This is a genomic window from Bradyrhizobium sp. LB14.3, from assembly GCF_040547985.1.
Lineage (GTDB): Bacteria > Pseudomonadota > Alphaproteobacteria > Rhizobiales > Xanthobacteraceae > Bradyrhizobium.
This window is the reverse complement of the sequence record NZ_JBEPQT010000004.1, coordinates 380,001-393,582: the sequence shown is the minus strand read 5'-3', so window position 1 is coordinate 393,582 and position 13,582 is coordinate 380,001. Positions and strand designations below refer to the sequence as shown.

At 62.5% G+C, this 13,582-nt stretch carries 11 protein-coding genes (1 of these 11 running past the window's edge); 9 read left to right on the top strand and 2 right to left on the bottom strand.

Annotated elements, in window-relative coordinates:
* Positions 1-543, bottom strand: a complete 543-nt coding sequence (locus tag ABIB00_RS12085) for a methylated-DNA--[protein]-cysteine S-methyltransferase (protein ID WP_354104466.1) — start codon at positions 541-543, stop codon at positions 1-3.
* Positions 544-679: 136 nt separating this feature from the next.
* Here ABIB00_RS12085 and ABIB00_RS12080 point away from each other — a divergent pair, with 136 nt between their 5' ends.
* From ABIB00_RS12080 to ABIB00_RS12045, 8 genes are all read left to right on the top strand, one after another.
* The gene (locus ABIB00_RS12080) at positions 680-1,498 is read left to right on the top strand and encodes an alpha/beta fold hydrolase (protein WP_354104465.1); all 819 of its coding nucleotides are present in this window, start codon (positions 680-682) and stop codon (positions 1,496-1,498) included.
* Positions 1,499-1,500: 2 nt separating this feature from the next.
* Positions 1,501-2,313: an alpha/beta fold hydrolase gene (locus ABIB00_RS12075; RefSeq protein ID WP_354104464.1), complete on the top strand. Its 813-nt coding sequence runs from the start codon at positions 1,501-1,503 to the stop codon at positions 2,311-2,313.
* A gap of 191 nt (positions 2,314-2,504) precedes the next feature.
* Positions 2,505-3,179 (top strand): GntR family transcriptional regulator, encoded by a 675-nt coding sequence (locus ABIB00_RS12070; protein WP_247445140.1) that lies wholly within the window; start codon positions 2,505-2,507, stop codon positions 3,177-3,179.
* Between the two features lie 49 nt (positions 3,180-3,228).
* Positions 3,229-4,029 (top strand): phytanoyl-CoA dioxygenase family protein, encoded by an 801-nt coding sequence (locus ABIB00_RS12065; RefSeq protein ID WP_247445141.1) that lies wholly within the window; start codon positions 3,229-3,231, stop codon positions 4,027-4,029.
* Between the two features lie 181 nt (positions 4,030-4,210).
* On the top strand, positions 4,211-5,539 hold the full coding sequence (locus ABIB00_RS12060) for an NAD(P)H-dependent oxidoreductase (RefSeq protein ID WP_354104463.1): 1,329 nt from the start codon (positions 4,211-4,213) through the stop codon (positions 5,537-5,539).
* A 628-nt stretch (positions 5,540-6,167) separates the two neighbouring features.
* The gene (locus ABIB00_RS12055; protein ID WP_354104462.1) at positions 6,168-7,010 is read left to right on the top strand and encodes an enoyl-CoA hydratase-related protein; all 843 of its coding nucleotides are present in this window, start codon (positions 6,168-6,170) and stop codon (positions 7,008-7,010) included.
* A 364-nt stretch (positions 7,011-7,374) separates the two neighbouring features.
* Positions 7,375-8,439, top strand: a complete 1,065-nt coding sequence (locus ABIB00_RS12050) for an SDR family oxidoreductase (RefSeq protein WP_354104461.1) — start codon at positions 7,375-7,377, stop codon at positions 8,437-8,439.
* Between the two features lie 1,159 nt (positions 8,440-9,598).
* Positions 9,599-10,708: an SMP-30/gluconolactonase/LRE family protein gene (locus ABIB00_RS12045; protein WP_247445146.1), complete on the top strand. Its 1,110-nt coding sequence runs from the start codon at positions 9,599-9,601 to the stop codon at positions 10,706-10,708.
* 709 nt (positions 10,709-11,417) lie between these two features.
* On the opposite strand, the gene ABIB00_RS12040 is transcribed toward ABIB00_RS12045, so the two are convergent.
* Complete coding sequence (locus ABIB00_RS12040; RefSeq protein WP_354104460.1) at positions 11,418-12,503, bottom strand: NAD-dependent epimerase/dehydratase family protein; 1,086 nt, start codon at positions 12,501-12,503, stop codon at positions 11,418-11,420.
* A gap of 286 nt (positions 12,504-12,789) precedes the next feature.
* Between ABIB00_RS12040 and ABIB00_RS12035 the strand changes: the two genes are divergently transcribed.
* Positions 12,790-13,582, top strand: partial view of a TRAP transporter substrate-binding protein gene (locus ABIB00_RS12035; RefSeq protein ID WP_354104459.1) — the 5' portion only. 296 nt of this gene lie beyond the right edge of the window; only the first 793 of its 1,089 coding nucleotides appear in the window; it begins with the start codon at positions 12,790-12,792; its stop codon lies beyond the right edge, outside the window.

Genomic DNA, 13,582 nt, shown 5'->3' with positions numbered 1-13,582 from the left:
TCAATCAAACAAGCTCGGCGTGTGGTTCACCAGCGCGCCTTCGATCTCCAGCATCTTCAGCTTCGTCACCACGCCGCCATTGGCGGAGAAGCCGCCGGGCTTGTTGCCGGCCGCCAGCACGCGGTGGCAGGGCACCACGATCGGGCACGGGTTGCGTCCGAGTGCCTGGCCGACGTCGCGCGACAGCTCGACACCGCCGAGCTGCCTGGCGATGTCGCCATAGGTGACGGTCTTGCCGGGCGGGATGGCGCGGGCGATCGCGTAGACGCCGCGGTTGAACTCGGGCACGCCGTCGAGATCGAGCGGGATGTCGGTGAGGTCATCCGGCTCGCCCGCGAGCAATTTTGTGATGCGGTCGATCGCCTGCTGCACGTCGGCCGTCGGCTCGGCTTCGCTGGCGTCAGCATGGCGCTGGCTGATGCGGGTGCGGATCTTCTGCTCACCACCCATCGGCAGTTGCGTGCCGTTGATGCCGCGCGGACCCCAGGCAATGGCGCACAGGCCGATCTTGCTATCGAACAGGGCAAAATGCTGGTCGGTCATGGCTTGGTCCCTGGCTTGCGTTCCCTCGCATGCCCCCAATGTGAACTGAGCCCAAATCTAGGCTTGGAAATAGTTGCGATCCACCCGGTTTCCGGGAATCTTGCACAGGAGTTCCGCAGCCCGCCGCGAGTCCCCGATGCAAAGCCTCCACGTCAACGGATACGACATGCCCTATCTCGACGTGGGCGAGGCCAGGACGGGACCGCCGCTGGTCTGCGTGCACGGCTCTCTCTCCGACTTCCGCACCTGGGGCTGCGTGCTCGGGCAGCTGACGCAGCGGCACCGGGTGATTCCTGTCAGCCTGCGGCACTTCTTCCCGGCGCAATGGGATGGCGTCGGCGACACCTATTCGATCGCGCAGCATGTCGACGACGTCATCGCCTTCATCGAGAAGCTCGATCTCGGCCCGGTCGATTTAATGGGCCATTCCCGCGGCGGGCACATCTGCTTCCGCGTGGCGCAGCGGCGGCCGGAGCTGCTCCGGCGGCTGGTCCTGGCCGAACCCGGCGGCGAGCTCGATGCGAGCCTCGATCCCGACTATGCCGGCGGGCCCTCGCCGCTGCTGGCGCGCTTCACGGCCTCGGCCGCGAAGATCGCGGCCGGGGACGTCGATGCCGGCCTCGCAGTCTTTGTCGACACGCTGGAGGGCGCCGGCACCTGGCCGCGGCTGCCGGCGATGGTGAAGCAGAATTTGCGCGACAACGCCTTCACCCTGCTCGGCCAGGTCCGCGACAACCGCCCACCGTTCTCGAAGGCGGATGCGGAATCGATCAAAATGCCGACGCTGTTCATCCTCGGCGGGCGAACCAAGGGCCTGCTGCCAAAAGTGCTGCATGCGCTCGCCGCGCATGTGCCGTATTCCAGGACGGCGGTGATCCCGAACGCGACGCACCCGATGTTCGAGCAGGCGCCGCAGAAATACTCCGAAGTGGTGCTGGATTTTTTGGCGGGCTGATCATGCAGACATTTCACGTCAACGGTTACGACATGGCCTATCTCGAAGTCGGAGAAGGCCCGCCGCTGGTCTGCGTGCACGGCACGCTCGGCGATTTCCGCACCTGGTATTCAGTGCTCGGCCCGCTGTCGAAAGCGCATCGCGTGATCTCGGTCAGCCTGCGGCATTTCTTTCCCGAGCATTGGGACGCCGTCGGCGACGATTACAAGATGGCCCAGCACGTCACCGACGTGATCGCCTTCATCGAGCAGGTCGAACCCGCACCCGTCGACCTCATGGGCCATTCGCGCGGCGGCCACATCGCGTTTCGCGTGGCGCAGGCGCGGCCCGATCTGCTGCGAAAACTGGTGCTGGCCGAGCCGGGCGGCGATCTCGACGCCAGCCTGCGGGTGCCTGAAGGCACGCCCGCACATCCGCCGCTGGCCACGCGCACCACGCGCTCGGTCGAGATGATCCGCGCCGGCGACATCGAGGGCGCGCTGCAGAACTTCTACGAAGGCATCGAAGGTGACGGCTCGTGGCGGCGCGTGCCGGCGGCGGCAAAGCAGCAACTCCGCGACAACGCGCTCACCTTCCTCGGCCAGATCAACGAGCAGCGCCGGCCCTACACGCTTGCGGATGCGCAGGCGATCAGGACACCGACGCTGCTGATCGGCGGCGGCGCCACGACAGGGAGCCTGTCGGTGATGTGGCGCGTGCTGGCCGAGCACGTCGCTGGGACGAAGACGGCGGTGATCCCCAATGCCGGGCACTGGATGTTCGAGCAGGCACCGCTGGAGTTCGGCGAGGTGGTGAGCACGTTTTTGGCGGAGTGAGCGTCCTCGCACTTCCATTTCCTCGAAAACAACCCCATGCACAGTAGCGGACCCTAGCAATATCAACGGCTTGGCGAAGCGCAAAAACGAACTCAGACGCCGCGTTGGTGGCGCTTGACGCCCTCAAACTGTCGCCATATCTTCGAACACGGAATTCGGTATTCCCTTTCATCATTCTCGGAGCAGCCGGCGTGATCCCTCTCGACCCGCTTCCGAACCTGATCGACCAGGTCTATGCGCGGATCCTGGAGGCGATCTCCGACCGCACGCTGCAGCCCGGCCAGCGCATCCGGCAGAACGAGCTCGCCGACAAGCTCGGCGTGTCGCGCCAGCCGGTGTCGCATGCGCTGCACCTGTTGCACCGGCAGGGGCTGGTCGCCGAGAGCGGCCGGCGCGGCTTTGAAGTCACCCAGCTCGACCCCTCGCGCATCCGCCAGCTATACGAGGTACGCGGTGCCATCGACGCCTTGGCGGCACGGCTCGCGGCGGAGCGCGCGGCAAGCGACGCGGCGGGACGCGCGCGGCTGGATGCAGCGCTCGGCGCCGGACGCGGTATCGATCTCAAGACGCCGCTCGCGGAGCTGATCGCGCTCGACGTCGATTTTCACCGCGCGATCTACCAGCTGGCAGGCAATCCCGTGATCGAGGAGACGATCGCGCCGCAGTGGCCGCACATGCGCCGCTCGATGGCGACCGTGCTGTCCGAACTCGATTATCGCGGCAGTGCCTGGACAGAGCATGCTGCGATCGCAGGGCACATTCTTGCTGGCGATGCGAAGGCGGCCGAACGCGCGGCGCTTGCACATGCGCAGACGGCGGGACGGATGACTGAGGAGAGATTGAGGGCGACGGACGAGGCGGCGTAGGCATTCCACGCCGGAACGACAATCAAAAACAACGCAAGGAGGACGACCCATGAAACTGTCCCAGGAGCAATTGGAGTTCTTCGACCGCGAGGGCTGGCTGTTCCTGCCCGAACTGTTCAGCCCGGAGGAGGTCGATTTCCTCGCGCGCGAGGCAGTCGGCATCTATGACGCGAACCGGCCCGAAGTCTGGCGCGAGAAGAGCGGCGCGCCGCGCACCGCCTTTGCCGCGCATCTCTACAACGAGGCGTTCGGCATCCTCGGCGCGCATCCGCGCATGATCGACCCGGTCGAGCAATTGTTCGGCGAAAAGGTCTACATGCACCAATTCAAGATCAACGCGAAGTCGGCCTTCACCGGCGACGTCTGGCAATGGCACCAGGATTACGGCACCTGGAAGCGCGACGACGGCATGCCCGAGCCGCGCGCGATGAACATCGCGATCTTTCTGGACGAGGTGATGCCGATCAACGGCCCGCTGATGCTGGTGCCGCGCAGCCAGGACGCCGGTGATCTCCAGGCGTCGCATGACCTCGCCACCACGTCGTACCCGCTGTGGACGCTCGACGAGGACACGGTGACGCGGCTGGTCAAGCAGGGCGGCATCGTGGCGCCGACCGGCAAGCCGGGCGGCATGCTGATGTTCCACGGCAACCTGGTGCATGGCTCGGCCGGCAACATCACGCCCTACCCGCGCAAGATCGTCTACCTGACGCTGAACGCGGTTTCGAACTACATCCGAAACCCGACGCGGCCGGAGTACATCGCGCATCGCGACTTCGCGCCGATCAAGACGGTGGACGACGACGCGCTGGTGCGGCTCGCCCGTGCGCCGCGGCAGGCGGCGGAGTAGAAACACTCTCGTGCCCCGGACGCAGCGCAGCACGTCAGTGATGCGCTGCTGAGCCGGGGCCCACGCCGCGCGCAATACTCTCTCACTGGGTCCCGGCTCTGCGAAGCAGCGTTGCCGGACGATGCTACGCATCGCCTAGGCTGCACCGCGTCCGGGACACGATACTTCATCGGGTAACAACATGAACCTCTTCCGCCTTCTCCAGGCCCGCGCTTCCACCGGCAAGCCCGTCCGTGTCGCGCTGATCGGCGCCGGCAAATTCGGCTCGATGTTTCTGGCGCAGGTGCCGCACACGCCGGGGCTCGTGGTCCCCATCATTGTCGACATCGACCGGGATCGTGCGCGCGAGGCCTGCCGCACGGTCGGGTGGGACGAGGCCCGCATTGCCGCGACCGTCTTCACCGATGACGGCGCGCGCGCGATTGCCGGCGGCGCGATGGACGTGGTGGTGGAGGCGACCGGCAATCCGGCCGTCGGCATCAGGCACGCCCGCGCCGCGATCGCGGCGGGCAAGCATATCGTGATGGTCAATGTCGAGGCCGACGTGCTGGCGGGTCCGCTGCTCGCCGAGGAAGCGCGCAAGGCCGGCGTGGTCTATTCGCTCGCCTATGGCGACCAGCCGGCACTGACCGCGGAGATGGTGGATTGGGCCCGCGCCACCGGGTTTCACGTGGTTGCCGCGGGCAAGGGGACAAAGTATCTGCCGGCCTATCACGACGTGACGCCTGACAGCGTCTGGCAGCATTACGGGCTGACCGCGGGAGAGGCGCAATCGGCCGGGATGAATCCGCAGATGTTCAACTCCTTCCTCGACGGCACCAAGTCGGCGATCGAGATGGCCGCGATCGCCAATGCCTGCGGGCTGGACGTACCCGCGGCGGGCCTGCTGTTTCCGCCCTGCGGCGTCGACGACCTGCCGCATATCATGCGCCCTCGCGACAGAGGCGGCGTGCTGGAGCGGTCCGGCGTGGTGGAAGTGGTCTCCTCGCTCGAGCGCGACGGAAGGCCGGTGTTTCGCGATCTGCGCTGGGGCGTTTACGTCGTACTGGAGGCGCCGAACGACTACGCTGCCGACTGCTTCAGGCAGTACGGGCTGAAGACCGACGCCAGCGGCCGCTTCGCTGCGATGTACAAGCCCTATCATTTGATCGGCCTCGAGCTGAACATCTCGGTGCTGTCGGCCGCGCTGCGGGGCGAGCCAACCGGGCAGCCCTACGGCTTCCGCGGCGACGTCGCCTCGGTGGCAAAACGCAATCTGCGCGCCGGCGAGATGCTGGACGGCGAAGGCGGCTACACGGTGTGGGGCAAGCTGGTGCCGGCGGCCGCGAGCCTGAAGGCCGGCGCGCTGCCGATCGGCCTGGCGCATCGGCTGAAGCTGAAGCACGACGTCGCCCATGGCGAGATCGTGCGCTGGAGCGACGTCGAATTTGACGCAGGCAACGAGACGATCAGGACGCGGAAGGCAATGGAAGCGGCGTTCGTAAGCGCGGATCAGGTCGCGCACTCATAAATCGAGATTCATTGGTGCGGCCTGAGCGATGTCCGCTGGCCAACGCTTTGCGGACTCAAGCTGAACATTGTCTCAGGTCAGCTATGGGCCAACACCGGAAGTCGCTCGCGACCATCTTTTTCCGTAGCCATGGTCATTTCCCGGGCTGAATATGCACATTGTACTCGGCATTGCCGGCGCGGGGATTGCCAGTGCAATCTTGAGCGCCTCGGTATCAACTTGGATGGATAGGTCCGCTACCTGATTTCCGGCTTCATTGGCGGGTCTCACTAATTTGGATTGTTCGTGCCGTACGGCCAACTTGAGGCTTCAGAATACTTTTGGACCACCAGGGCCAGCGGCCTGCACACGAGCAGACTGTCAGTCTCAAAGATCGCGAATACGCTGGCCCATGGAGGGCCGTGCAATAGTCGAGCTATCATTAACGGAACTGCCGAAGGGGGCAAATTATTTCGAATGTCGGCCCGTTAGCGGCGACAGCATTTTAAATTCGCACGATTGCCCGCGTCATTCCTGATCCGATTTCTTGCATCGTGATCGACGCCCTCTTGCGGGTCCTCCGTATTTGCCCATCTCCGTATCCGGAAGGCGATCGCGTTGCAGGCCCCAAAAACCGGGAGACACGTCGATGACATCACAGGGCGACGAGACCGCGCAGTCCACGCGCATGGCGAATATTCCGTACGATCAGCGAGCCAAGATCACCATCGAGCGCAAAGGCCAGACAGCGTTGATTGGCATCAACCGGCCCGACATCGACAACCGACTGGACCCGGACGCGACAGAGAGCCTGGCGCGAGCCTACTACAATTATGACCGCGATCCCTCCCTCCGTGCCGCTGTTCTGTTCGGCTATGGCGATCGCTTCTCCAGAGGTATCGATGTCGATGCCTACAAGGCCTTCGCTCAGTCCGGAAAAAAAATGATGGATGGACCCGGCTTTATCGACCCTCTCGGGCGCACCAAGCCGGCGCTCACGAAGCCCCTGGTTGTCGCGGTGCATGGCGACACCTGGAATATGGCGCACGAGCTTTTTCTTGTCGCCGACATCCGCGTGGCGTCGGAAGACACGGAGTTCGGTCAGGACGAGAACACGCACGGCCGTTTTCCCGGCGGCGGTTCAACGGTACGTTTCCCCAGAGAGGCCGGATGGGGCAATGCGATGCGCTTCATTCTAACAGGCGATCATTGGGGAGCGAAGGAAGCTCTCCGGATGGGAATGGTTCAGGAAGTGACCCCCGACCGGGATGCGGCTCTCGCGAAGGCTGTCGAGATCGCCAGCAAGATCGCCGCATGCGGCCCTCTCGGCATCAAGACGTCGCTGGCCTCCTCGCATATGGCGCTCGACGACTCCGAAACGGCGCTGGGCAAGCTCGACGACCAATATCGTGCGTTGTACGCGACCTGGGATTTCCGGGAAGGCCGCGATGCCGAGGTAGAAAAGCGTCCGCCCGTTTACGAGGGACGTTAGCGGCAAGCTCTCGACGATGGCTTATTTGCTCAGGACGTCTGGATTCTTGGGCGCTGCAAAGGCACGGGTGCGGTGATCCCCGGGTTGAGACCATCGCAGGCACGGTTCGCGCCGACCGAAGCAGAGGTTCAGCCGTTCATCATCCCGACGCAGAACAAAACCTCAGTGATTTCCGCAATGGGTCGCAACCCGACAAACTGGCGCTCGGCTGCAAACTTCCGGTCTACCCCTCTGAGCCGACATGTAGCGGCACCGCCCCGACGGTAGCGATGGGCCAAAACCGGACAGACTCCAAACAACAGGCATTCGGCTTGCTCGCGGCAGTCGGCGCCCTATCTCGAATGGATCACGAAGGGTTCAAAAAATGGAACGTTCCGCACTTGTCGCAGGAGCAACCGGCATAGTGGGCAACAATCTTGCCCAACATCTCCTGGAGCGGGGGTGGTCAGTTTACGGACTGGCACGCAGGCCAGCAATTGATATCCCCGGTATGTTGCCAATCGCTGCTGATCTGTTGGATCCGGCGTCCCTGGGTTCGGCGCTGCGCGAACTGCGTCCCACGCATGTTTTCTTCAGCACGTGGCTTAGGCAGAAAACGGAGGCAGAGAATATCCTGGTCAACTCTGTGATGGTGCGCAACTTGCTGGATGCATTGTCGTCTGCCGGGTCGGTCAGGCACGTCACACTTGTAACTGGCCTCAAGCACTATCTCGGGCCGTTCGAAGCCTATGGTCAAAGCAGCTTGATCGCCACTCCGTTTCGAGAGGACCAACCTCGGCTCGATACCGAGAATTTCTATTATGCCCAGGAAGACGAGGTGTTCGCGGCGGCGAATCGTGACGGCTTCAACTGGAACATTCACCGGCCACATACGATCATAGGCTATGCCGTCGGGAATGCCATGAACATGGGCACGACGCTCGCTGCGTACGCCACGATCTGCCGCGAAATCGGACGCCCGTTTCTGTTTCCAGGCTCTGCAACTCAGTGGAACGCACTAACGGATATGACGGACGCTAGACTGTTGGCCAGACATCTGGAATGGGCGGCCACGACAGATGCTGCCCGCAATCAGGCTTTCAATGTTGTCAACGGGGACGTGTTCCGTTGGAAGTGGATGTGGGGGCGCTTGGCAGCTTGGTTCGGACTGCAGCCAGCAGCGTTTCCGAGCGAAAACCTTCCGCTTGAGCGACAGATGAGCGACGCCCATCAGATTTGGTCCGACATCGCCCGGAAGCATCGTCTGGCAGAACCGGATCTCAACCGGCTCGCGTCTGCGTGGCACACCGATGGTGACCTCGGTCGGCCGATCGAGGTTGTCACCGACATGAGCAAGAGTCGTCGGCTGGGGTTCCTTGACTATCAGGCGACGGACGAAAGTTTCTTCGACCTGTTCACGACTCTGCGAGAGAAGCGGATCATACCGTGAGCGAGGCGGCTCGCTCGAGGCGTTCGAACCGAGCGCGACTTCGGCTTAGGGTCAAAAGCGTCGGTCTAGCGCTCCACTGCAAACTCCCGGTCTACCCCGCTGAACCGACATGGAGCGGCACCGCCTTAACGTAGCGATGGCCAGAAGCGTCGTTCGAACGTGAAAGCAAGGAGCGGCGCGCGCACCACATACAACGGGGGTTGCTGCTTGGAGAAAATGCAATGCGTGTTGTCTTGGGATTATGCCTTGTGATCGCGTCGTGTGCTTCTGCGAACGCCGCCCCAAGGTCGCATCACAACTCGCGACAAGCGATGACGCGTCCTGGCCAGGCTGGCACCCCGAGCTATATCACTCCACGCGGCGTGCACATCTATCGCGACGATTCCGTTCCGGGAGGTCTCCGGACAGATCACGACGAGCCTCCTGCCTACGATGATCCATCCAAGTTTGGCGGCGGCTGATTGACGGAATCAGCGCGCGTCTGCTTTGGGTCAGACTGCGAAGAACTCAGGATGAGCAAATGCCGTCCGGATTACCCCTGAATGCGGACACCGCTCGGTGCAATTGGCATGTCGCGAAAGTCACACCAGCAGACGATGCTTGCCAGCTAACTAGCAAGCTACGCGGGCTCATCTGTTGGGCTGCCTGCGTTCCCTATGAGCAACGACCTCGAAGAGCAGGACGAAGGGTCCGATTATCGCAAAGCCGACGGTCCCGGATATGAGGATCATCTGAACCACGGAGTATTACTTCGTTACTTCTCCAGTCTTGATCTTTCCCGAGGCTGGGAATTTTGGTGAGGCTCATAGCTCATCATCGTCGCCATCGTCATCCTGATCGTCTTCGTCCGAATCGACGACCATCGCTTCGATGTACTCACGACGGACAGCCCCAGCTGTGCGGCCCGATGTCGGACCGGCCAGGAAAAGCCACCATCCCCCGGTCACCTTTCCATAGATGGCAATCGCGCTTCACTTGCGGTCTCAAAAGGCTGACCATCCACTTCCACGCGCGGGTCATTCCAAGTTGCGAGATATCTTTTTCTAAAGCGCCCATTCGCCTACCGTATTAACTGGGGCGGTACGCCCATGTTCGTGCCACGTTTTGAGCTGATGCTTGAAGCACGGCAGAAAAAACAAAAGCGTCGGAGGAAACCGTCATGACAACGAAGTTGGCAAGTGCCGTCTGTATTCTCTCGCTCGTACTCTGGGGCTCGGCCGCAACCGTTCATATTGCATCGGCGCAAGCCCAGTCCATCCCCGCGCCCCCGCTCGCCGGTCCGCCATCGCCGGAGCAAGTGCAGCCGTGGGGTCTGCCACCACCGCCGCCCGGCATCGGACCGGTTACTTTGTTTGCGGATATCCATGATCAACCCCAGGGCAAGTTTCTCGAGGGCGGGGCCTTCGACAAGGCAGGCAACTTCTGGTTTGTCGCGATTGGCAGCGGCTGGGTGTCCTACCTCACTCCAGACGCCAAGCTGGTCCCCGGGTTCAACTGCAACCCGAAAGGAGACCTCGGTCCCGCTTGCGAACCGCAGGGGACGCGCTGGCATGACGGCAAGCTTTACGTCACGACCCGCCACCTCGGCGTCCTGGTCTATGATCCGGAGACGAAGAAACTAAGCTCGCTCGTTTCCACGTTCCATAACGAACTCTTCAAGGGTCCAAATGATCTCGACTTCGACGCCGAGGGCAACCTGTATTTCACCGACCCATGGGGAACAGGACCAGGACCCGATGCGGCTGATCGGACCGGCGCGGTCTATCAATATTCCAAGGACGGGATTCTCCGGCGCATCATCACTACGGGCAGTTTTCCTAACGGCATAGCGGTTTCGCCGGATGACGGCACGCTGGCTGTTGCGGATTATGCGAGCAACCGGATGCTGTATTATTCGTTCCTGCGAGGGCCGAATCCCGCCTGCGCCGACTGCGCCAACGATCCCTCGCACACGACATTCTTCTTCGCCACGGCCGGAAGCTACAATCCCGGCAACGGTGGGCCTGACGGCATCCACTATGACGTGCATGGGAATCTCTGGGCGGCGTGCGGCATCGGCGGAGTCATCGAGTACGATCCGCGTGGCTTCATCATCGGTTACGTACCGTTGCCAAATGGTGATTCCTCGGCCACGAACTTTGCCTTTGGCGGCGAGAATAACCAATATATCTACATGGAAGGTGCCGTCAGCGGAACCGTCTACAAGTTCAAGGCGCCCTACCCGGGACTGATTGGGCCAGATGGCGTGCGGTTGGCGGCGCAACCATGACTTCGCCGCGAGGCTGCTGCGGTGCGCACCGCATCAGCCGCGCATCACCGCGTAGCCGCTGATTACCGCGATTTAATCTTCGTCCTCATCGTTCATTCATAGACGAACCTCTACACGTCCTGTGGAGATAGCACTCAACGGGAGGAACTAGATGAAACTTAGAATCGCACTTCTCGCACTGGCCGCGTTAGGTGGCGCAGCTCTTTCGACCGGGACCGCTTCAGCAATGCCACTGGCCCCCTTGGGACAGTTCCAGTCTTCGAACGTCGAGAACGTCGCAGTGGTCTGCGGTCCGCGCGGTTGCCTCCGCACAAGGCCCGTGTATCGGCGCGGGGCCTACGTCGTCCGTCGCCCCTATGTACGTCGCAGCTATGGATACCATCGGAGCTATCGTCGGTACTAACTTGAAAGAGGGCTTCGGCCCTCTTTTTTCTTCCTGCTAACGTTTGGCCAAAATCTGCTTATCCATCGAGATCCAGATACTCGACGCATTGCTCGCCAATAAAGGCCTGCTTCTTCGGCGGTAGCCAACATGACTTTCGCCGTGCGCTGGGCATCAACGGGTTGCCATGCGTGCAGACCCCTATCTGTCACTTCCGCAGTCCGCCGTGCCTCACTAAGCGGACCTCAACGAAGTGCGCCGCTACTTCGCTGAAGGGCCACAATCTGACCTGGGCAACCGTCCCCGGATATCGGCTTTGGTTCTGCGTCAGGGAAGCAGCCGCTCTTCCTTCGCCTGCCTGAACCACTTCCGGAACATGTCTTCGGTGTCCATCATCTCGGTGAAGCCCGCGCGGTTGATCTTCACGGTCGAGACGATCGAGGGCGAACCGGATTCGGCGTGGCCGTAGCGCAAACTGTAATCGGCGTATTGGAACGAGAGGCCGACGAATTCGGCCAGCGCAGGCGATACAAGGTCGTGCTTGCGCCGCAACGCATCCCAGGGGCCGACCCAGCTTGGAAACGCCTCGGCAAGCGACAGCGGGACCGGCTTGCCCGGCATCATCTCCAGTGCATCCGCCACAGCAGGCCAGATGTTCTCCCAGGTGAAGACGTCGCCATTGGTCACGTTGAAGGTCTCGTTTCGCGCGGCCTTGGCCTCGCCCGACCAGGCGATGGCGCGGGCGAGGAGATCGACGTCGACCGCTTGCGCGACGCGCGCGGCGCCGCCGGGAAAATCGAGCGGCCTGCCCTGCTCGCGCAGCATCGCGGCGTAGACGCCGAGCGGCGGGATCAGGTCCATGGCGCCGCCCATGGCAAGGCCCACGATCAGGACCGGCCGCAGGATGCTCCAATGCCAACTCTTGCCCATTTGAAGTTCGCGCAAAAAGTTTTCCTGCGCCCAGTAGAAGTTGGGCTGCTCGTACATTTCGGAGCGGCCTTCGCGGGCCGGCACGGTCAAGGGGCGAACGTGGACGCCGTAGGCCTTAGTGCCCTGCAACAGGGCGACGTGCTTGAGGCCGGGTGAGACCGGCTCGAGCGCACTCATCAGATTGCGCAGCATCAGGTCGTTGGTCTTGATCTGCTGCGGATCACGCCAGCCATCGACGAGTTGCGGCGCCTCGTAGAGCGCGGCGTAGATCAGATGGGTCGCGCCCTTGAACTCGTCCGCGGCGCGGCGGCAATCGGCTTCGCTGGTGAGGTCGATCGGGACGTGGCGGGCGCCGTAGAGGTCGCGCGGCCTGCGCCGCGACAGTGCAACGACCTCGCAGGGGTCCGATGTACCGAAGTGCCGCAACGCGGCGTTGCCGACGAGGCCGGTTGCTCCGGCGACCACGACCTTCTTGCCCGCCATGCGAGGCTCCCTGGTTTTTGCGCGACTGAATAGCAGATCGCTAAGGGGCCCGACTTGCGTCAAGCCGGCGTTCGCACCTGCGAGGCGCCGATGAGGCTTGATTCTCGAGAGGCGCCCGGTCATCCTCGCTCGCGGAACCGCAACGATCGGAATTCCACCAACGAGTGCCTCAAGGGCCTTTCGGAAACGCCACCAGGTCTCAACAGACACCGTCGAGCGTCGACGAAGACAAGACGACACCAAGATCGTTCCCTGGTCGAAGCATCGACTTAACGGAGGGAAACGCATGGAACGTCGTAAATTCCTGACGGCAGGCGGATTGGGCCTGGCCGCGAGTGCTGTTGCTGCGCCCGCGATCGCGCAATCCAATCCGGAGGTGAGATGGCGGCTCGCCGCGAGCTGGCCGAAATCGCTCGATACGCTGTACGGCGGCTGCGAATATTTTTGCAAGCGCGTCGCCGAGATCACCGACAACCGCTTCCAGATCCAGCCGTTTGCCTCCGGTGAAATCGTGCCCGGCCTGCAGGTGCTCGACGCGGTGTCGAACGGCACCGTCGAGATGGGAAACACCGCGCTGTATTACTATTGGGGCAAGAATCCCGCCTTCACCTTCGGCACATCGCTGCCGTTCGGGCTCAATACGCGTCAGCATATCTCCTGGCTATTGTGGGCCGGCGGTCAGGACATGCTCAACGATCTCCTTAGGGAGCACAACGCCGTCGGCGTGCCGACCGGTTCGACCGGAGCTCAGATGGGCGGCTGGTTTCGCAAGGAGATCAAGACCGTCGATGATCTCAAAGGACTGAAATTCCGCGTCGGCGGCTTTGCCGGCACCATCATTGCGAAGCTCGGTGGCGTGCCGCAACAGATCGCAGCCGGCGAGATTTACCCGGCGCTGGAGAAGGGCACCATCGACGCGGCCGAATGGGTAGGCCCATATGACGATGAGAAGCTCGGCTTCGTGAAGGTTGCAAAGTACTATTACTATCCAGGCTGGTGGGAGGGCACAGGCCAGGGCCACAACATCATGAATCTCGAGAAGTGGAATGCATTGCCTAAACACTATCAGGCAGCCGTTT

Bases quoted from the DNA above. Each gene is read 5' to 3' on its own strand.
- ABIB00_RS12050 (WP_354104461.1), top strand. From the start codon at position 7,375: ATGGAACGTTCCGCACTTGTCGCAGGAGCAACCGGCATAGTGGGCAAC.
- ABIB00_RS12055 (WP_354104462.1), top strand. From the start codon at position 6,168: ATGACATCACAGGGCGACGAGACCGCGCAGTCCACGCGCATGGCGAAT.
- ABIB00_RS12080 (WP_354104465.1), top strand. From the start codon at position 680: ATGCAAAGCCTCCACGTCAACGGATACGACATGCCCTATCTCGACGTG.
- ABIB00_RS12045 (WP_247445146.1), top strand. From the start codon at position 9,599: ATGACAACGAAGTTGGCAAGTGCCGTCTGTATTCTCTCGCTCGTACTC.
- ABIB00_RS12060 (WP_354104463.1), top strand. From the start codon at position 4,211: ATGAACCTCTTCCGCCTTCTCCAGGCCCGCGCTTCCACCGGCAAGCCC.
- ABIB00_RS12075 (WP_354104464.1), top strand. From the start codon at position 1,501: ATGCAGACATTTCACGTCAACGGTTACGACATGGCCTATCTCGAAGTC.
- ABIB00_RS12085 (WP_354104466.1), bottom strand. From the start codon at position 543: ATGACCGACCAGCATTTTGCCCTGTTCGATAGCAAGATCGGCCTGTGC.
- ABIB00_RS12040 (WP_354104460.1), bottom strand. From the start codon at position 12,503: ATGGCGGGCAAGAAGGTCGTGGTCGCCGGAGCAACCGGCCTCGTCGGC.
- ABIB00_RS12065 (WP_247445141.1), top strand. From the start codon at position 3,229: ATGAAACTGTCCCAGGAGCAATTGGAGTTCTTCGACCGCGAGGGCTGG.